The sequence below is a fragment of the Acinetobacter sp. R933-2 genome (genome assembly GCF_030325485.1).
Classification (GTDB): Bacteria; Pseudomonadota; Gammaproteobacteria; order Pseudomonadales; family Moraxellaceae; genus Acinetobacter; species Acinetobacter sichuanensis.
On record NZ_JACAIJ010000014.1, the window covers coordinates 76,692 to 97,712 of the forward strand.

A 21,021-nucleotide genomic window follows, 5' to 3' on the forward strand; every position below is an offset into this window, starting at 1 on the left:
AACATCCTTCCAAATATGGATTTTGGAGCAGCACAGAAGGATTTAAAAATGAATAAAGTCTACCCAGACAGCCAGACCGCTTTGTTTGATATTGTACAAGACAACATGCTCATTGCAGTGGGTGGTTTTGGGCTGTGTGGCATCCCTGAAATGCTCATTGAAACATTAAGAGATACACAAGCTCAGCAACTGACTTGTATTAGTAACAATGCAGGAATTGATGGTATTGGATTAAGTTTACTTCTTGAATCACATCAGGTTAAAAAAATGATTTCCTCTTATATTGGCGGAAATAAAGAATTTGAACGTCAATATTTAAGTGGTGAACTAGAGGTCGAACTCACCCCTCAAGGCACATTAGCTGAAAAATTACGTGCAGCAGGTGCAGGTATTCCAGCTTTTTACACCAAAACAGGAGTAGGCACGGCTGTCCAAGAAGGTAAAGAAGTCAGAAATTTTAATGGTCAAAACTATCTTTTAGAAACAGCTTTACATGCTGATCTTGCTTTAATTAAAGCTTACAAAGCAGATAAGGCAGGCAATTTAGTCTTTCGTAAAACGGCACGAAATATTAATCCCGACTGTGCGATGTCAGCTAAATTTACCGTTGTTGAAGTAGAAGAATTGGTTGAAATTGGTGAAATTGATCCAGATGATATTCACCTTGCAGGCATTTATGTAGATCGTATTGTGGTCAATGCGCAGCCAAATAAACATATAGAGATTCGCACGGTAAAACCCGCAGCCTAAAGGAGTACAACCATGGCTTGGACACAAGAACAAATGGCACAACGTGCAGCATTAGAACTCAAAGATGGTGACTATGTTAATTTAGGCATCGGTTTGCCCACCTTAGTTGCAAATTACATTCCTAATGATTTGTATGTATGGCTTCAATCGGAAAATGGTTTATTGGGCATTGGAGAATATCCTAGTGAAGAAGAAGTAGATGCTGATTTAATCAATGCTGGTAAACAAACCATTACAACTCAAGCAGGCGCTTCATTTTTTTCAAGCTCAGACTCCTTTGCTATGATTCGTGGCGGACATGTCGATATTGCAATTTTAGGTGCAATGGAAGTTTCTAAAACTGGTGATATTGCAAATTGGATGATCCCAGGTCAAAAAGTCAAGGGAATGGGAGGTGCAATGGATTTAGTTGCAGGAGCAAAAAAGATCGTTGTACTGATGCAACATTGTAATAAATTTGGTATGCCTAAAATTTTAGATCAATGTACTCTCCCATTAACAGGTGTAGGCGTAGTCAGCCGTATCATTAGTAATTATGGTGTTTTTGATGTTAAACCTGATGGTATACATCTGGTGGAACTTGCAGATGGAATAACACTGGAACACGTGTTGCAATCTACTGGAAGTCATGTCATCACAACATCTTTACAGCATACAGCCGCTTAACAATACGCTAGATTCTTGTTATTTATTTTGTAGCAGACAAAGATGATCAATACAGCGAAGCGAGTGAGTCTAATCACCTGCTCGCTTTTTCTCACCCATTAAAAACCCTCAAAATATGATACATTTTAAAATATTTTTAATTATTTTAAAATCATTTAATATATAAAAATTAAAACCCAAAACACGAAAAATTCTATAAAATAATAAATTTTAACAATTATTTAAATAAAAAATAGCAGTTAAACATTACATTAAAATAATAAAAAGATACTTTTTATTAAAAAATAAAAAATTAATGTATCTCTTTTTAAAAAAATAATTCATACTCATTGATATAGTTAACGTACAAACTATGTAAAGGAAACGATCACGACAAAACAATCATTCAATATCGTCGTGATAATGAACAAAAAATTGTAAAAGGAAATACGATGGAAAAGGCACACATAGGGACAGTGTCCCCTGAACTATTAAGAGATGTATCACAAACATCTCGCACCAAAAAAATCGCAATGGCAACCATCATTGGCACGACTATTGAGTGGTATGATTATTTTATTTACGCAGCAGTCGCAGGCTTAGTATTTAACCAATTATTTTTCAAACCTGCAGGTCCTGCATTTGCAACTTTGCTTGTATTTGCATCCATTGGTATTAGTTTTATTTTTAGACCATTTGGAGCATTTATTGCTGGATATTTTGGAGATAAATTTGGTCGTAAAATGGTACTCGCTATTACGCTCATCATGATGGGAGGTACCACAACGGTGATCGGCTTACTGCCAACTTATGACAGTATCGGAATAGCAGCTCCAATTTTATTGATTTTATTACGTATCTTACAAGGAATATCAGCAGGTGGAGAATGGGGCGGTGCTGTACTCATGGCAGTAGAACATGCTCCTACAAAAAAACGCGGTTTATTTAGTTCATTTCCTCAATTAGGCGTACCTCTCGGTTTATTACTTGCATCATTGGTTTTAGTCATCATGACAGGATTTGTTTCTCCTGGAGATGAATTTATGCAATGGGGCTGGCGCGTTCCATTTTTAATGAGTATTGTACTATTTGGTCTTGGTTATTGGATTCGTCGTTCTGTAGAAGAAAGCCCGATTTTTGAGGAGCTTAAACAAAAAGGAACAAATCAAAAACCGATCCGTGAACTTTTTAGTCAATACAAAAAAGTGGTTTTTAGTTCAGCTTTACTGATCGCAGGCACTACAGCGCTTGGCTATATGACTGCTGGTGGTTTTGTACAAAGCTTTACTACAAATCCTACAGGTTTAAACTTAGATCGCCCAACCATCATGGCTTTAGTGAGTGTTTCCGCAATTATTTGGACATTCTTTACTTGGCTATCTGCAGTTCTTTCTGATAAATATGGACGTAAACCTATCTATATCTTTGGTTCGATCGTTCAAGTACTGACTGCACTGCTGTTATTCCCTCTCATCAGCACGGGTAGCTATATTTACATTATGCTTGGATTGGCATTATTGTCGATGGGCATAGGCATTACCTACGGTGTACAGGCAGTTTTCTATTCAGAATTATTTCCTGCGTCTATTCGCTTTTCTGGTATTTCAATTACTTATGCAATAGGCTCAATTCTTGGAGGGGCTTTTGCACCGTTAATTGCAGCGACATTAATTACTAAATCCAATGGCGTATTACTGGTCAGTGCTTATTTAACTATTGTTTCACTGATTGCATTGATCTCAATTTGTATGTTTAAAGATCGGACAGCGATTTCTTTAGATCCATCAGATGAGGAAGAACAGAAAAAATCACCTTTTATTTGGAATAAATAAGTTTATTTTTGTGTGTATCTTTAAGCAGATTTTAAATCTTACTCAGTTAAAATCTGCTTAAACCAAATGAATATTAGACGAAGTATTTAACAAATTTAAAGCTAAAACATAGTCATCTAAAGAAAAAATTTATGCCTTTTATCATTCACAGCAAGCTTTTAATCAGGAAAAAACTTCCTATACACAATAATAAAACTGCAAAACATTTTTTCAATACTGCTGGTGATAAAGCATGTGCAGCTTTGGCGCCAAATTTTGCTGTAAAAAAGCTCATCAAGCTAATACCAATAAAAGCATAAATATGAATAAAGCCTATTGTATTGGGTACATCAATTTGCTCTTTCATACCAAAGAACATAAAGCCTAGTGCGCCTGCAATTGCAATGGGTAAACCACATGCTGCTGAAGTCCCCACAGCCTTTTGCATCACCACACCATAATGCGTCAAGTAAGGTACTGTTAAACTGCCGCCACCAATACCAAAAATAGCTGAAGCGATTCCAATACCAGAACCTGCCATAATTTGCTTACTTGTTGATGGCAATGTTTTACTCGGATCAACTTGTTTTTTTGCTCCAGTAAACATGGTATAGGCAACCCAAAGTAAAAATATTCCAACGATTAACTGAAGATGAATACCTGAAAGCCATCCTGCTATCCCTGCTCCTGCAAAACATCCGATTGCCATAGGTGGCGCAAGATTTTTAAATACAGACCAAATCACTGCACCATTTTTATGATGTGCCATCAATGAGCTAATGGAGGTCACCACAATCGTTGCCAATGATGTGCCTAATGCAAGATGCATAATCACATCTGGGCTATAACCCATTTGCGTAAAAACAATATATAGGAGTGGTACAATAATCGTTCCACCACCCACACCAAATAGACCCGCAGCAAATCCAGCGAACGCGCCAATCACTAAAAAAATAATTAATTCCACAACACACTTACTTTAAAATTTAATATTAAAAATAAAAAGCAAAAACAAAAAGCTTAGGCAATTTCTACTTGCCCAACAGTATGATAAGCACGATTAAAATATACTAAGCTTTCATCCTGTTGACTTTGTTGAATAGCCACCACACGACACATGAAAATACTATGTGTTCCTACTGCCTGAATTTGTTCAATCTCACAATCAAAGCTGACTAAGGCATCTTCTAAAACAGGAGAACCTGTTTCTAACTCAGTCCATTTCGCATGTTTAAAACGCTCTTCAGTCGTCATTTTCGTTGAAAATGCTGTAGAAAGATGTTCATGCTGTGCAGCCAGTACATTTACTGTTAAAACTTTGTTTTCAATAAAGTGTGCATGTGAACTTGATGCTTGATTCATACATACCAATAAAGTTGGTGGTGTATCTGTCACGCTACATACTGCAGATGCCGTAAAGCCATAACGACCAGACATTCCTGATGTCGTCACCACATTGACTGCACTGGTGAGTAAAGACATTGCATTTTTAAAGTCTGTTGATTGAATCATGATTTGGTTCCAAAATTAAATCGTCGTTTTATCTTGTGATTTAGATATCAATAAAAATCATCACAAAGGCATTCATCTGAATATGTTCGAACAAGAGAATGAGTTTGCCACAATATAAAAGGCAGAGTTACAGTCCAATGTATTTGATCTAAACACATGCGAACCGTAACTCTTTTACCCTAAAAAATTAGAGATTATGCAGATAACTCTTTACGCACAATTTCTGCACCTGCACTTAGAGCATTTAATTTACCACGTGCGACTTCACGTGAAAGTGGTGCCATACCACAGTTTGTTGACGGATAAAGTTTATCTGCATCAACAAATTGCAATGCTTTTCTTAATGTATTCGCAACTTCTTCAGCAGTTTCTACTGTATTTGTTGCAACATCAATTGCACCCACCATGACTTTTTTGCCACGAATCAGTTCAATTAAGTCCATAGGTACACGCGAATTTTGACATTCTAATGAAATAATATCGAGTTTAGACTTTTGTAGCTTTGGAAATGCCTCTTCATATTGGCGCCATTCTGAACCTAAAGTCTTTTTCCAATCTGTATTGGCTTTGATGCCATAGCCATAACAAATATGTACAGCCGTTTCACATGTTAAACCTTCAAGTGCGCGCTCTAAAGTTGCTACGCCCCAGTCATTCACTTCATCAAAGAACACATTAAACGCTGGCTCATCAAACTGAATAATATCAACACCTGCGGCTTGTAGCTCTAAAGCTTCTTGATTAAGAATTTTGGCAAATTCCCATGCAAGTTTTTCACGACTTTTATAATGACCATCATATAAGGTATCAATCATAGTCATTGGACCAGGTAAAGCCCATTTAATTGGTTGATTGGTTTGGCTGCGTAAAAATTTTGCATCTTCAACAAATACAGGTTTTTTACGCGCTACTGCTCCAACAACTGATGGAACACTTGCGTCATAACGATTTCGGATACGTACTGTTTCACGCTTTTCAAAATCTACACCTTCAAGATGCTCAATAAACGTCGTCACAAAATGTTGGCGTGTTTGCTCGCCATCGCTCACAATGTCAATACCTGCAAGTAATTGCTCATGTAATGACAAACTTAAAGCATCTTGTTTTGCTTCGAGCAGTTGTTCACCTTCTAGCTTCCAAGGCGACCAAAGTTTTTCTGGCTCTGCAAGCCAAGAAGGTTTAGGTAAGCTGCCTGCTGTTGATGTTGGTAATAAAATTGCCATGTCTAATCTTCTATCTTGATATCTATTAAATTAAGTATTCAGTGCTTAATGTGTCATTAAGCTGCGTGTGTTGAGCGAGTATCAATGTCTATAGCATAGTTTTCAGCCCACTGTTCAAGCACTTTTTGATATGGCTTAATGAAATTCTCTTCTGTCCATTTACCTTGTTTAACTGCCAATTGGCTACGCTCTTCACGGTCATAAACAATTCGTGTCAATGAGTAATCTTGGTATTTCAAGCTTGGTTGATACTGTGCGGCTGCTGTTGAATTTGCATTGTAAATTTCTGGACGATAAATCTTTTGGAATGTTTCCATCGTACTAATCGCACTGATTAACTCAAAATCTGTGTAATCACGTAGTAAATCACCACTAAAATAAAATGCTAAAGGTGCAACAGCATTTTTAGGCATAAAGTAACGAACCGTTAAACCCATTTTGTTAAAATAATCATCGGTACGTGAAGCATCATCATTTTTATATTCCACACCTAAGACAGGATGTACATTTGTTGTACGGTAATAGGTTTTACTGGTTGAAACACTGAGACAAATCACAGGCTTTTTATTAAATTCAGCTTGGAATACTTCAGAATTTACAAGATGCTGATACAATTTTCCGTGTAAATCGCCAAATTTTTCTGGCTTTTCACCTGTTTTGAAACCTTTTTCTAATAATACGACACTAAAGTCATAATCACGTACATAAGATGAAAAACTATTACCAATCATGCCATCAATACGTTGGTTAGTATGATGGTCTACAATTGTACTCTTCAACGTTTCAATAAATGGGAATGTATTTCCATTTCCTTCAATATCAATTTCTGCAGAAATAATATCAATTTCAAGTGAATAACGATCACCTTTAGGATTATCCCAATTCGCCAAAGCATTAAAACGGTTATTAATCATATTCAGCGTATTACGCAAATTTTCTTGACGATGCGCTCCACGTGCTAAATTAGCAAAATTAGTTGTTAAACGTGTGTTATCCGCTGGTTCATAATTTTCATCAAAACGTATGCGTTTAATTGAACATGCAAATGTATTACTCATGGTATCCGCCAACTTAATTTCTAAAAAGACTAAATTTTTTCAATGAAGCTAAGATAACCGAACACAAAGATGAATAAAAATGATTTAATCTAATCACAAACTGAGCTAAATTCATGTTTAGTGATTTTTCCCTTATCATTTGTCTAATACTGCAAAAAAATAATTGAAATAAGCATTTAGAGAAAAACACTTTTAAATGATTAAAAATATATTATTATCATATATTTAATAAATTTTTATTTTTTAAAAGAGCTATAAACAAGCAAAAAAAATCGAATATCAAAAATATAAAAATAGCCAATCAAGCTATGGTGATGAAAAATCAAATTTTAACCAATAGTGAATTTAACTCATTATAAGATGAAAAAACATCAAGCTTCTCATCTTTTAAAAATTAAATATCTTCAAAATAACATTTTATTGCTTATGCGATTTATCACTTATATCGAAAATATCGGGCTAAAGACAGAAGTCAAAAGCCCTGACAATGCACTCAATCAATACAACTCAGCTTCTGTTGCCAAATACCAATTTTTCCAAGAACTTGTTCCACGTCTATCTAAGGGCACAGTTGGAATTAATTTATCTTTTAAAACTTGGGTCTGTTGCACCGCCTTTGCTAATCTGGCTTTAATTGAATGGATACATTCACGATCACCAAACTCACAACGATCTAAATGCGTTCCTCCACAAGGTCCATTGGCTAGACCTTTTGGACAAGTTTCAGGGCAAATATACAAGGTATCCCCTAAACGACACTGACCACAACTTTCACACCCAACGACACGATGTTTACTGAGAAATTCCGTTTTTAATAATGCTTTAGATATGGGTTTATTTTCCCAAAATGAGGCTTTAAAAATAAATTTTCCAACGCCTTTAGCCAGTTTAGAATCAAATAAAGCATCATGCATTAAGTGTAATTGTTGATATTTAATCATTTGACTTGATGTCGGCTGACGAGAAAAATAAGCTAACTTAGGAATAAACTCTCGACCTGTTTTGATTTGCCAAAGTGAATTCCACAGTCGCTCTAACTTATCTAATGCTAAATGACGATATTGTTCTATATAACTTTCAAGCAATATTTGTTCTTCTGCCTTATGACACGCAGACAAATGAACACCTGCAAAACCCAAATGCTTACACATTAAAATCTGTAAAGCACAGCGTAAATACATTCTTTCACTCTGTCCTGTTTGTTTTTCATCTGCTAAGATTTTCAACATATGAGGTGTAATGACAATACCTGCAACATTATTTTTCAGCATAAATTGAGCACGTGCCAAATTAAGAGGCATTACACATGCCAGTATTTTTTGTGTGTAATGACAATGCTTTAAAAAATTCTTACTTTGTTTTAATGCTGTAATATCGTAGCCTAACTGCGTAATAATAAAATCAGCACCAGCTTTAATCTTTTTATGTAGTTTTAAATATTGTGCATCACGTTCAGCTTCAGCATATTTAAAGGGATTAAAAGCGACTCCTATTGTAAAACCACCATATTTTTTAGCCGCCATGATGCTATTGACCGACTCTAGATATCGGGTACGTTCACTTTCATCTTGCCCATTATGATGATTTTTTAATTTATCACCTGTTAATAATAATAAATTTTGGATATTGGCTGCTTGAGCATGCTGAAGAAACTGCTCAAAGTCCTGAATATCTCGTCCCTTTCCTGCAAAATGTAGCACTTTATCTATCGTATCAGGATAACACTGACTTGCTTCAAGTGGCGCAATATCATGATCCGAATGTACACGGTCAGCGAATGTCATCAGACTCGGATAACCCGCAAATGATGTTTTCACAGAAAATTTTTCATTGAAAGACGTTAAATATTCAACCAAAACACAAAACTGGTTCTGTTGAAAATGGAGAGAAAGTTGCGACATAAAAAAGGCTTATCGAAATACGATATCAATCGAATTGATATGATAAATCATAATCGAGTTATTTTTATAAAATTAATAAGAGAGATTTTTAAAATTTCTATTGCAATAAAATTTGTAGAAAATCTTAGCTAAACAATAAAAAACCCAAAGAAAATACAATGGAATAAAATTTTACGAATGTTTATTAGTGGCAGAAGCACGTCTATATTCTCTATGATTAAAAAGTTTATAGACCGCTTTCTTATGTAGAAAATCATCTTCCACCACAAAAACTAAAAAATCTGAGTATTTAAAATATTTCAGATGATTAATCAAAAAACTGTACAAAGTTATTAATAGGCTCTCTAGGTGTTCTTAAGCGATTAATCTCACTGCTTAAATCAGCATAACCTAAAGACATACCACAAATAAAAACTTCCTCATCACTTGCACCTAAAATTGGCATGATGATTTGGTGATAATCATTCCACGAAGCTTGTGGACATGTATCTAAACCTTGTGCTTTTGCAATTAACATGATGTTTTGCATCAACATTGCGATTGCCATTTTTGCACCCGCTTCTAGCGCTTTGTGTGTAGTAAAAAATAGCCCTACAGGTGCATCAAAAAATTTAAAATTTCGCAGTTGTTGTTCATGCATTGCACTTTTGTCTCCTTTGGCAATTCCGAGGAGTTTATACATTGCCCAACCATTCTCACGGCGCCGACTTAAATAGGGTTCAAACCATTGTTCTGAATAATACAAATAAGGGGCTTGAAAAGACTTTTTATCCACCTGTCCTTGATATACTGAATTTACAGAAGCTACAACCTGCGCTGTGATTTGACACTTTTTATTTCCTTGTACAACATAAACCTTCCAAGGTTGAGTATTCGTGCCAGAAGGTGCAAATGATGCTTTACTTAAGATATCTTGGATCGTGTCTCGACTCACGTCTTGAGTTGTAAATGCTCTCACAGAATGACGATCTAAAATAATCTTTTCGACATCATTATTTGGCTGTAGTTCCATAAATTCGATCCTTAAATTTTAAAAATTGTAGCCGATGTTAATATTCCATCTGAACTTCCACTCATCACTATAATCAGAGTTGGCAGAGGTATAGCCCGTTGAGTTTTTTGCACCACCAAGCACATTGACATTTTTACCCACACTACCATCAACCCAAATTAAAAATGGCATTGCATTAAACTGGATGCCAAAAGTGTCCATTTGTGAGTCAGACCAATCCGAACGATCTTTCCATAAGATACTATAATCATTATAAAATTTTACAGATTTTAAATTTGGGAAGAACTTAGTCGTTACGGGTTGCGTATAGCCAATATTAAAAATACCAATCGTTCCTTCGGAAGCAACAAAGTAAGCTGGTGTTAATCCATTAGACTGCATCAGAATTTTATCGCCATCTACGCCATCTGGATTTTTAGCATCATATTGATAGTGAATCGCTGAAGTCTGAAAATCCCATTTGCCATAGTTATTCAACGCATGCAAACCCAATGCATAATAATGTCCGTCTTTATCGGTTTCTTTATTATGTAATTGAGAATATGCGCTACTAAAACCTAACTCTTGCTTTCCAAACTCGTAATCAAATTTCTTGGCAACTCGGATGTTTACTTGGTTACGTTTTTCATTTAAATACTGCTGTTGATTTGGTAGTACAAAATCCAACTCATCTGCCGAACCTGCTTCAGGGGCATAACGAACGCTACCGTTGCTCATAATTGGCATATAGGCAAGTGTTAAATCATACGCATCACTATAATTTTTCCAACTAATACCGGGTGCTACACTATCGGCAAAACCTAAGAAAAATGGAATTTGAAATGTCCATGCATGCTCAGGAAATGGATAAATTGCAAAAGGCTTATAAATAACCCCTGCTTGGATATCATTATTATGATTGGGTTTATAGCCAACAAAAGCATGTTCAATTGATCGCTTATGATCATCCTGAAATGCATAACTCGTATCTAAGTAGAATTGATTATATTTGGCTTTTACATTTAAGCGCGCATTATCAAATAGTACTTTTCCATTATTTTGGCTTTCCCAATGCTCATCACGATAATTTGCTCGTACAAACCCGCCTAATTCTAATGACTGAGCTCCATCTTCTGTTTGCCACTTAAATGGTGAACCCTGTACCCCAGCATATACAGAAACTGAAATCAAACATCCAATCGACAAAGCCAAATAACTTTTTTAGACATGAACTTCCCCTCAACAAATAACCTAAATGGCTTATTTGTTTAATAAAATATTTAAATTATTTATTGACCAATGACTTTGGTAAGGACAAAACAATCAAACAACTGAGCAATAAGAACCCAGCAAAAACCATCAACGCACCTTCAGGCTTTCCTGTAATCTGGATTGCGTAACCCACCAATGTGTTACTCACTAGACCCGCAAGATTGGCGATCGAACATGCTAATGCAAATCCAGTTGCTGCTGCTGTTCCAGACAAAAAAGTTGCAGGGAGACTAAAGAACACAGGAATTGTTCCCGTTGTTGCTATTGCTGCGATCGAAAACAACACAACGGTCATGGTGATATTTCCACTAAACATATGCGTTAAAAACAGTGCAATAGAACCAAATACAAAAGGAATAATTAAGTGCCAACGGCGTTCTCTATATTTGTCTGAACTACGCCCAATCAGTAACATTGCAATTAAACCAATCACACTTGGAATAGCGACAACAAAACCAATGTTAAGTAAATTATCCATGCCTGCACTTTTGATAAAGGTTGGTAACCAGAACCCCATAGAATATGTGCAAAGCAACATTGAAAAATTAATAACACCTAACTTCAGAATATTAAGATTAAAAAATCCATCTTTAAAACTATGCTTTTCTTTTGCAGAAGTATTTCCTTCCAAATCCTTTTTTAAATTATTTTCAATAATTGATTTTTCTTGTTCATTCAGCCATTTTGCCTTTGAAAAATGGTTAGGTAAAACTTTGAGTGTTAATATGCCTAACAAAACACTTGGAATTGCTTCTAAAAAGAAAAGCCATTGCCAACCTGCCAACCCATGTACTGAGTCAAAAGTTTGCATAATCCAACCAGATAATGGGCTACCAATAATGACTGCTAAAGGTAAACCGATCAGGAAAAGTGCAATAATTTTGCCACGATAATATGTTGGAAACCATGTTGTTAAGTAATACAAAACTCCTGGTAGAAACCCTGCTTCTGCCGCCCCAAGCAAAAATCGTAAAATATAAAATTGCATCGGTGTAGTTACAAACATCGTTAAACCAGACAAAATCCCCCATGTAATCATAATTCGAGCAATCCAGACCTTTGCTCCAACTTTTTCCATGACTAAATTACTAGGTACTTCAAAAATAATATATCCAACAAAAAATAAACCTGCACCTAACCCAAATGCAGCTTCACTTAAATGCACATCACTGAGCATATGTAATTTAGCTAAACCGACATTAATACGGTCTAAATATGCAGCGATATAGCAAAAACATAAAAAAGGGATTAATTTCCAAATCACTTTTTTATAAACCTGAACTTCTTCTTCTGTATAAGTTACTTTTCCAATTTCTTTGGAAACAATCACATTGGTAGACATATCTAACTCCTTTTAGACAACAAACCAAACCCCACCTAGCTACAAGGCGGCTGATCATAGATCGAGTCTTAAAACTCACTTTTTCAACTCCATCCTGACCAGTTTTTAATTCCGCATTGCATTATTCCTTAGGTTTGAAATCTCAATAAAAATACTTTTTTTGACAATCCATCTATTTCACAACATCAATTTTTTCAAAATAATTGAGGACTTCATCCTTAAGTACGACATCCCCATACTTACTATCAATATCGAATAAATTGGCTTCATGTGGCGCTTGATGACGATCACCTACACACTCTCGAATCACGATCGCCCTAAAACCATGTTGTACCGCATCAACAGCCGAAGCTCTGACACAACCACTGGTTGAACAACCGACCATAACAACCGTATCTATCCCTTGTGCTGTTAAAACTGATGCTAAACTTGTGCCAAAAAAAGCACTCGCATAGTTTTTAGTGATCACCAGTTCACTCTCTAGTGGTTCAACTTCAAGACAAAACTGAGTTGCAGGATTCGTCGCTACCATTGCTGCCATCACAGGTGACTTTTTAACCCACATCCCACCATCTAATTGATTGCTGTGATATAAAATATTGGTATGAATTACAGTGATACCTTTTTCCCGTGCAACATTTAAAACATCTTGTGTTTCTTTCACGGCTTGAATGACATCTGGTGCGTATAGAGGTTCAGAAGCTGTGATATATGACTGCATAAAATCGATAAGCAATAGCGCAGGTTTCTGACCGAAACCCACTCGATTCCCCCAAACCCCTTGATAGTTATCTTCTAAGTTCTGTTGTGTCATGACTTATCTCCAACTATGCATAAGCACCAGATAATAAAGCACCAGCACCTGGAGCAATCGGCTCAAGGTCTAATGCTTTTAACATTTGATACGTTGTTGCAATTGCAGCTGAAATAACCGGTTTACCAGTCAATGCTTCAACTTTTGCGACTGCTGGTAATGACTGCATTTGCACACAAGCGGACAGCACAATCACATCTGCATCTTGATAACTTAATTTCTGTACAATTTCAGGCAAATTATTTGGATCATGTTGTGCTACAGCAATATTGTCTGCAATTTCCAATGCAACATAGTCTAAAACCTCAAAACCTTCGGCTTTGATATAATCAACAACAAGTTCCGTTAAAGGTTTCATATAAGGTGTGACGACGACAATTTTCTTTGCCTTCATCACCTTTAAGCCTTCAACTAAAGCTCCTGCACTTGTCACAATCGGAGCTGCTGCATCATTATCTACGGTTACTTGATGCAAACGTTTTTCAGACTCTCGATGATAACCAATCCCCATAGACATAATTGCAACTAAGCAGGCATAGCCCAACACATCCACTCGCGCATCTGATAACTCAAGTGCACAACGATCAGACTGAGCATCCATTGCAGCAAGCTCTTCTTTTTTTACATGTTTCATTCGCATGCGACTTGAATGGAATGTAAATTTCTCTGGTCGAATGAGTTGACGTGCCTTAAGCATCGCTGGAATTTCTGTTTCCATTGTCGTATTTGAGCTTGGGACGATTTGACCAATTTTATAAATATGTTCCATTTTTGCTTTTCCCTAAACGATGTGGCGTCCTAAAAAATCTTCAAATGCTTGATAAAAACCTTGTTCATCATCCCAAGGAATCATATGTCCAGCATTTTCCACATGACTGATGCTGATATTGGTATTGAGTGCCTGAATTTCTTGAATATCTTCAGCCTGAATCACCCCACCTTTCCCAGCAACCATTAACAAAGTTGGCACTGCAATATCAGGAATATATTGGTGAATATCAACCTCATGAAAATCATTAAATGCTTTAACAATTGCAGGCAAATAGCAGGTGTGTAGCCATTCAGCACGTAATTGGCGTTGTTCAAGCGTCCATGTTGGGCAGAATTTCTTCATCGCTTCTGCATCCATACCTTGAATCGACTGCTCAATAGAATCGACATACCACGGAAGCTGACTCGGATAAGCTCGACGTTGAGGACCTGAAACAGGTGGATCAATCAGCACGATTTTCTTCAAACCCTTTGCTTGTTTTGATGCACAACGTATTGCAAAACGAGCACCCATCGAATGACCAACAAGATAATACTCTTGTAGACCAAGCTGTTCGATAAAATCTAAAATATCTTGTACGCAAGTTTCAGTGTCGTATTGCAGATGGTCGCCAGATGAAGATAGACCGCGCCCTCGTACATCTAAAACATAGACATCAAAATATTGAGCCAATTTTTCAGCTACAAATCCCCACGTGATTGCTGGACTGGTTATCCCTGGAATCAAAACCAATGGATGCCCCTGTCCGCCATAGCGAAGATAATGTAAACGGACAGCATTTGCCGCTACATGAGCTCCATACAGAAGTCGACTCATGCTGTCTCCTCCGCATGTAAAGGCTGTGCATATACATCAAACCCATATACCCACGACGGATCTTCTTGTTCTTTCAAGAAAGTGTTTGCATTTGAAACTTTTTGTACTTGGCTTGCACGCGCTTTACGATTTTGCTCATACAGGTTAAATGCTTGCTCATAATTTTCTAAGCCTTCTTCCAACAAGCAACGCGTCAGCATGGCTGCATCTTCAATTGCCATACCAGCACCCTGAGCCATATGTGGTTTCATAGGATGACAAGCATCACCAAGTAGAACTAAACGTCCATTACTCCATACTGGTAAAGGATTACGATTATTTAGAGGCCACTTGGTAACATCATCACTCGCTTCAATCATGGCAAGGATAGATGGATGAAAGTCCTTAAAGGTTTCAAATAATTCAGCCTTATCGCATGGCACAAAACTTTTCCCTTGGAAATCCCAAGCTGGATGTGGCACACCAGTGACAAAGTAGTATTCATCACGTTCCTTGGTGGTGCTATATGCCATAATATGACGGTCTTCATACCACCATTTCACACAATCATCTAAATTAAATTGTGCTTTGAGTTGCTTTAATTTCTCACCCGAAATAATCGCTCTATGTGCAACCCAGCCACTATATAAAGGGGCTTCAACACCTAAAATTGTCTCGCGAATTTTAGAGTTAATGCCATCTGCACCAATTACGATATCGGCTTGTGTGACAGTACCATCAGCAAAAGTTAAAGTAACACCATGCTCATCTTGCTCAACCTGACTTAGACGCTTATCAAAATGTAATTTATCTTGTTGTAATGCTTCAATTTGTCGTGCATGCATATCACCACGATGAATTGTTAAATAAGCTGCTCCATATCCTGTTAATTTTGCTTGAGCTTGTACTTCGCCCGTATTACCGTTGCGGCTAATCCATTCCTCTGAATGACAACCCATTTCTTCTAAATCATGCTCTAAACCCATTTCACGAAAAATTTTCATGATATTTGGACCGATGTGAATTCCTGCACCTAAACGAGAAAATGCTGGTGCCTGCTCATAGACCTCCACATCGAAACCTGCTTTTTGCAGTAGGATCCCCATGGCTGCCCCACCTAAACCTGCACCAATCACTGCGATCTTTTTAGAATGACTCATTGCTTACTCCGTTAAACAAATATTTCCGACTATTTAGATATACATCAAGGAAAATTTAAAGTCTACACACTTTAAAATAAAAACTTTAAGAAATTTTATAAAAATAATATAAATATTTGTTTTTAATATTTTTAATTAAATTTAAATACATTAATTTAAATTAATTGATATTTAATAATTAAGTGTATACTCTATATAAATTCATATTTGATTAGAAAAGGAACTCTAACCATGCCGGTAAATTCATCAGAACTCACCCAAATGTTTGAACACGTTTTACAGCTCTCCAAAGTAGATGAAACACAAACAATTGCTATTTTAAAAAGCCATTATTCACATCCACAAACGGTTCAAGCAGCAATGGATGCTGCTTGTCGTTTAAAAGCAAAAGTCTTTATTTTGGAATTACCGTCTTTCAATCACCCCAAAGCAATGGGCAATGATATGACGGCATATTGTGGTGATACTGCATTGACTGGGAATTTAGCGGCTCAACGTGCTTTAGAATCTGTCGATTTAGTCATTGATACGATGATGTTGCTTCACTCGCCTGAGCAAGAACAAATTTTAAAAACAGGTACACGTATTTTATTAGCGGTTGAACCACCTGAAGTTCTCGCACGAATTTTACCGACCCTTGAAGATAAGGTACGAGTACAAACTGCTGAAAAATATTTAAAAAAAGCTCAATCTATGCATGTAACATCAAATGCTGGAACTGATTTTTATGCTCCACTCGGTCAATATCCTGCTGTAACTGAATATGGTTTTGCAGATGAACCTGGACGCTGGGATCATTGGCCAAGTGGTTTTTTATTTACATGGCCAAATGAAAATACTGCAGAAGGAACTTTGGTTTTGGATGTGGGTGATATTTTGTTGCCTTTTAAGACTTATACAAGAGAAAAAATTACATTAGAGATTGAGAAAGGCTTTATTACGAAAATCCATGGTGGTTTTGATGCAGAATATTTACGCGAATATATGAAATACTTTAATGATCCTGAAGTTTATGGTATCTCTCATATCGGTTGGGGGCTACAACCTAGAGCACAATGGACTGCGATGGGCTTACATGATAAAAATGATGGAATGTGTATGGATGCCAGAGCATTTAATGGCAACTTCCTATTTTCTACTGGACCAAACACAGAAGTTGGAGGTAGCCGAAAAACACCATGTCACATGGATATCCCACTCAGAAATTGTACAATTAAATTAGACTCACTCACTGTCGTAGACAATGGGATACCTGTTGATTTAACTTAATTTTTTATAACGACTTCTACACTTTGGAGTCGTTATTTATCACCGCAACATTTATACTGAATTTAATTTTTAGTTTCTCTACTTTAGGATCATTAGACAATGCCTGAGTTAAACAATGAATATATCATTGAAGATCAAGTAGGATATTTACTACGCCGTGTTTATTACCACCATTTATCTATTTTCCAGCAAAGTTTAGATGAAACTCAACTAACTTCTGTTCAATTTGCAACACTCTATTCAATTAATAAATTAAAAGAATGCTCACAAAAAGAACTTGTTACAGACACAGGTATTGACCAAGCCACAATTCGTGGAATTATTCAACGCTTAAAAGATAAAGGACTAATTTCACAGGACCCTGATCATCTGGATAAACGCAAAGTATTAATTCATATTACCCAACAAGGCAAAGAAGAGCTAAAGCAAGCAATTCCTATTGCTGAAACCATTACGGATTTAACCTTAGAATCACTGAATCCAGCAGAGCGAATCGCATTAAAATATTTATTACAAAAAATTATTGAACAAAAAGCTAAGTAAAAATATTGGTGGTGTTTCAAAATGTATGCCAATGATTTTAACACCACCCACTACATAAAATCATGATTAATATAAAAAAGCTAAGTTAAACACTTTGACATGACTCAGTACTTTATTTAAAAAACAGTATGTTCTTGTTACTGCTCACTTAACCCAATATCTGAATCAATAATTATAGTCTTTGCCCCCAACTGTATGAAATACATCTTATTGATCAAGTTTAAATACTTTATCTCAAGCAATTAATGAATTATTTCCAGAAAATATTTGTAAATAAAATTACAAGTGATTATTATTATCATTTACAAACCTTATACAACCGAAACATACATTTTTTCTAAACAAGAAAATTTATGCAATAAGGCTAACGACGTATATGGTTTAAACAAAATAGTACAAAAATCCTAGATCAATCTATACAGGATTTTTAGTTTTTAAATGATTGATTATTAATATTTTATATATGCATGCAAAGCATATTTTAAATTTAATCAATTTTGGATGTAAGGAAATAATGATGCGATTATTCGTACAGTTTGCGGCAAGTTTGGTAATTATGGCGACTGGAAGCGTATATGCTTCCGAAAAATTAGAGCAAAATCAGGCTTATCAGCAGGCATATGCACTATATTTACTAAATCATCCACAAAAAGAAGCTAAAAATAGTCACTTCAATATCTCAGAATATACGTAAGATTATCATGACTTATTTAACAAAAATAAAAAAGTTGATGTCGAGCAATTTGTCCAATATGAACAAGATCGCCTAGTCACATTACTCAAACAACGTCGAGAAATGTCTCTAAAACAAGCACATGTTCGTTTTAATATTTTAGATAACAATAAAGATCAAAAAATGACTTTGAGTGAATTTCAAGAAAGTGGTATTAAAACTTTTGAAAGCTTTGACAAAAATAAAGATGGAATTCTTGATCAGCAAGATATTCAATTAGCAGGAAATTCATCAGGAACTCATGATGGTTTCCGCATTAAACTTCCGATTTCTATGCCAATGCCAAGCAATGTCACTGAATTTATTCAACAATATGGTCAAGGAAAAGACTATGTTACATTAGGTGACTACTTTAGTGCGCGTGACAAACAATATTTTTCTACAGATACAAATGCTGATCGTGTTGTCACAGAACAAGAATATGTGAATGAATTTACACAACGTTTTGATCAAAATTCAGCATCAGGCAAAGAGAAAATGAAAGCATTGTCTATCGCACAGTTTGACTTAATTGCTCAAGGTAAAAAAACAATAAAAGCCAATGACATACAAAATTTTGCACAAAAATTAAATCAAGAAATCACTCAATAATCATGATATGAACGCATAAATATTGTCTTAAATATAATGTGATATTTGAGGCAATATTTCATGTATTTTTGCACAAAAATCAGACTCTAAAATAAAAAATCCTGCTTAACAAGCATCCTTACGATACTCTCAAGCAGAGAGTTTTGCACACTCTTTTTGTAGCACCAACGAATTATTTAGTTCATGAAGCTCATGCTGCCATTGCTTAAAGAAAGTTACCTAAGCTAATTAAAAAATCCTCTTTAATATACTCTTTAACTTTTTATATTTTGCTATGTGTCAAACTGATTTAATTTTACAATTAGGATAATTTAATTAAAATTAACTATTTAATAAAATCCAACTTATACATATAAGTTAAATATACCTTTTGTATCTAAATTAAACCAAAAAATATCCTAAAAATAAAAAATTAATTAACAGCAATAAATAGAACAATTAATACTAATTGTTTTAACAAAATCACATATTGTACAAATTAAGACAACTATTTCGATAGTAAAACTATATTATTTTAAGCTAAATAAAATTTGATAATTTAAATCATTTTTTAAATAAATTTAAACACCTGTTTAAAACAAATAAAAATTTAAATTAATAAAATCAAAATAAAAAAATAAATATTACAAATTATTTCAATAAAATAAATATAAAAAAAAATTAAATAAAATTTTAATTTAAATAATTAAAATAAAAATATATTAATCAAGTAAATTAACCCCTACTTATTTAAGAAAATATAAAAAATCGGTTAATTTAAATCAAGCCAATAAGTTACATTAAAAAACAATAAAACATACATAAAAACCAATATGCCACCTTGACTTATTTAATTTATATAAATTTTATGCTTTTTTGTATTTAAGTTCTTTTATAAATTAGCTATAAAATGCAATGGTTCTATTCCTCTTTTTAATTATACTAATTTTTCAATTTCTTTATTAAGTATAGAATAATCATGATATTAGGTATATTAGGTATTTCTTCAAACAGTCCTAACGGCGTTTCAAGCTATTCTTTGAGTGATAGTATTAAATTTACTAAGCTCACAAACCAACTATCAAAATATGGTGTTCAAGATAGTGTTGCAAAAAGCACATTAAATGCTTTAAAAAAGGGATTGATAGATCCTAAATTAGTTGAAAATTTAACTAATAATCTATCAAGTGGAAAAATCTCTGGTGCCCTTGCAGGTAGTCTTTTAAATAACACAATAAATAATACTTTAAATGTAGAATTAACAACAAAAATTATTGATAGCGTAATTTCAAAAGATTTACCACTTGAATTGGTTTCTAACTTATTAAACAATCTAAACAGCACTGTAGATGGTCTAACAGATACTGTAGACAATCTAGTTGGCACAACAACAAATTTACTAGAAAATATATTAAAGGGCTTAGGTCTACAAATATCACTTAAAGGTGTGGATGATCTTGTTGGTGGTATCACAAATACTGTTGATAATATTGTAGATGGTGTAACTGGTGGATTAAATTCACTATCTTACAATTTATTAGGCAATAATATTATTATTTCTCTATTAGAGGGCTTAACAAGTGGTTTATTATCACTTGATCTTGTAACAAACTTATTAAAAGGTTTAACAAGTGGTTTATTATCACCAGACCTTATTTCAAATTTAATCGGAAGTATCACCAAAGGTTTACTACCTCTTGACCTTGTGACGAATTTGGTAGGTGGCTTAACGAGTGGTTTGCTATCACTTACTTTGGTTTCAAATCTAATTAGCAGTATTGCTGGTGGTTTATTATCACTTGACCTTGTAACCAACTTAGTTGATGGTTTACTTGGCGGCTTGTTGTCTCTTGATCTTGT

The 21,021-nt window shown here is 34.9% G+C and carries 19 protein-coding genes and 1 pseudogene; 8 read left to right on the forward strand and 12 right to left on the reverse strand.

Annotated elements, in window-relative coordinates; all coding sequences use genetic code 11:
- Positions 1 to 48 precede the first annotated feature (48 nt).
- From HX005_RS15565 to HX005_RS15575, 3 genes are all read left to right on the forward strand, one after another.
- Entirely contained in the window at positions 49 to 750 is a 702-nt protein-coding gene (locus HX005_RS15565) for a CoA transferase subunit A (protein WP_107009341.1), read from the forward strand.
- Between the two features lie 12 nt (positions 751 to 762).
- The gene (locus HX005_RS15570; protein ID WP_286378056.1) at positions 763 to 1,416 is read left to right on the forward strand and encodes a 3-oxoacid CoA-transferase subunit B; all 654 of its coding nucleotides are present in this window, start codon (positions 763 to 765) and stop codon (positions 1,414 to 1,416) included.
- A 431-nt stretch (positions 1,417 to 1,847) separates the two neighbouring features.
- Entirely contained in the window at positions 1,848 to 3,227 is a 1,380-nt protein-coding gene (locus tag HX005_RS15575) for an MFS transporter (protein WP_107009326.1), read from the forward strand.
- Between the two features lie 145 nt (positions 3,228 to 3,372).
- On the opposite strand, the gene HX005_RS15580 is transcribed toward HX005_RS15575, so the two are convergent.
- From HX005_RS15580 to HX005_RS15635, 12 genes are all read right to left on the reverse strand, one after another.
- On the reverse strand, positions 3,373 to 4,173 hold the full coding sequence (locus HX005_RS15580; protein WP_286378057.1) for a sulfite exporter TauE/SafE family protein: 801 nt from the start codon (positions 4,171 to 4,173) through the stop codon (positions 3,373 to 3,375).
- Positions 4,174 to 4,226: 53 nt separating this feature from the next.
- Positions 4,227 to 4,718: a flavin reductase gene (locus tag HX005_RS15585; RefSeq protein WP_107009328.1), complete on the reverse strand. Its 492-nt coding sequence runs from the start codon at positions 4,716 to 4,718 to the stop codon at positions 4,227 to 4,229.
- Between the two features lie 194 nt (positions 4,719 to 4,912).
- Positions 4,913 to 5,941, reverse strand: coding sequence for a methionine synthase (locus HX005_RS15590; protein WP_286378058.1), 1,029 nt, complete (start codon positions 5,939 to 5,941; stop codon positions 4,913 to 4,915).
- Positions 5,942 to 5,997: 56 nt separating this feature from the next.
- A complete protein-coding gene (locus HX005_RS15595) occupies positions 5,998 to 6,999 on the reverse strand; it encodes a DUF1852 domain-containing protein (protein WP_286378059.1) in 1,002 nt (333 codons plus the stop codon).
- 497 nt (positions 7,000 to 7,496) lie between these two features.
- Positions 7,497 to 8,900, reverse strand: a complete 1,404-nt coding sequence (locus tag HX005_RS15600; RefSeq protein WP_286378060.1) for a methylenetetrahydrofolate reductase C-terminal domain-containing protein — start codon at positions 8,898 to 8,900, stop codon at positions 7,497 to 7,499.
- A gap of 307 nt (positions 8,901 to 9,207) precedes the next feature.
- Positions 9,208 to 9,912 carry a nitroreductase gene (locus tag HX005_RS15605; RefSeq protein ID WP_286378061.1) on the reverse strand — a complete coding sequence of 235 codons (705 nt, stop codon included), beginning with the start codon at positions 9,910 to 9,912 and terminating at the stop codon, positions 9,208 to 9,210.
- Between the two features lie 18 nt (positions 9,913 to 9,930).
- Positions 9,931 to 11,091: a hypothetical protein gene (locus HX005_RS15610; protein WP_286378071.1), complete on the reverse strand. Its 1,161-nt coding sequence runs from the start codon at positions 11,089 to 11,091 to the stop codon at positions 9,931 to 9,933.
- 85 nt (positions 11,092 to 11,176) lie between these two features.
- A complete protein-coding gene (locus HX005_RS15615) occupies positions 11,177 to 12,505 on the reverse strand; it encodes an MFS transporter (protein WP_286378062.1) in 1,329 nt (442 codons plus the stop codon).
- Positions 12,506 to 12,677: 172 nt separating this feature from the next.
- Complete coding sequence (locus HX005_RS15620) at positions 12,678 to 13,319, reverse strand: isochorismatase family protein (RefSeq protein WP_286378063.1); 642 nt, start codon at positions 13,317 to 13,319, stop codon at positions 12,678 to 12,680.
- A 13-nt stretch (positions 13,320 to 13,332) separates the two neighbouring features.
- A complete protein-coding gene (locus tag HX005_RS15625; RefSeq protein WP_286378064.1) occupies positions 13,333 to 14,088 on the reverse strand; it encodes a maleate cis-trans isomerase family protein in 756 nt (251 codons plus the stop codon).
- Positions 14,089 to 14,100: 12 nt separating this feature from the next.
- Positions 14,101 to 14,907: an alpha/beta fold hydrolase gene (locus HX005_RS15630; RefSeq protein WP_286378065.1), complete on the reverse strand. Its 807-nt coding sequence runs from the start codon at positions 14,905 to 14,907 to the stop codon at positions 14,101 to 14,103.
- Entirely contained in the window at positions 14,904 to 16,046 is a 1,143-nt protein-coding gene (locus HX005_RS15635) for an FAD-dependent oxidoreductase (protein ID WP_286378066.1), read from the reverse strand. The genes HX005_RS15630 and HX005_RS15635 overlap by 4 nt, the downstream gene beginning before the upstream one ends.
- A 231-nt stretch (positions 16,047 to 16,277) precedes the next feature.
- Here HX005_RS15635 and HX005_RS15640 point away from each other — a divergent pair, with 231 nt between their 5' ends.
- From HX005_RS15640 to HX005_RS15660, 5 genes and pseudogenes are all read left to right on the forward strand, one after another.
- Complete coding sequence (locus HX005_RS15640; protein WP_286378067.1) at positions 16,278 to 17,315, forward strand: 2,5-dihydroxypyridine 5,6-dioxygenase; 1,038 nt, start codon at positions 16,278 to 16,280, stop codon at positions 17,313 to 17,315.
- A gap of 99 nt (positions 17,316 to 17,414) precedes the next feature.
- Entirely contained in the window at positions 17,415 to 17,858 is a 444-nt protein-coding gene (locus HX005_RS15645; RefSeq protein WP_107009340.1) for a MarR family winged helix-turn-helix transcriptional regulator, read from the forward strand.
- A gap of 517 nt (positions 17,859 to 18,375) precedes the next feature.
- On the forward strand, positions 18,376 to 18,552 hold the full coding sequence (locus HX005_RS15650; RefSeq protein WP_286378068.1) for a hypothetical protein: 177 nt from the start codon (positions 18,376 to 18,378) through the stop codon (positions 18,550 to 18,552).
- Between the two features lie 102 nt (positions 18,553 to 18,654).
- Positions 18,655 to 19,182: a penta-EF hand family protein gene (locus HX005_RS15655; protein ID WP_286378069.1), complete on the forward strand. Its 528-nt coding sequence runs from the start codon at positions 18,655 to 18,657 to the stop codon at positions 19,180 to 19,182.
- A gap of 958 nt (positions 19,183 to 20,140) precedes the next feature.
- Positions 20,141 to 21,021 (forward strand): annotated as a pseudogene (locus tag HX005_RS15660) (hypothetical protein); the annotation flags it as partial.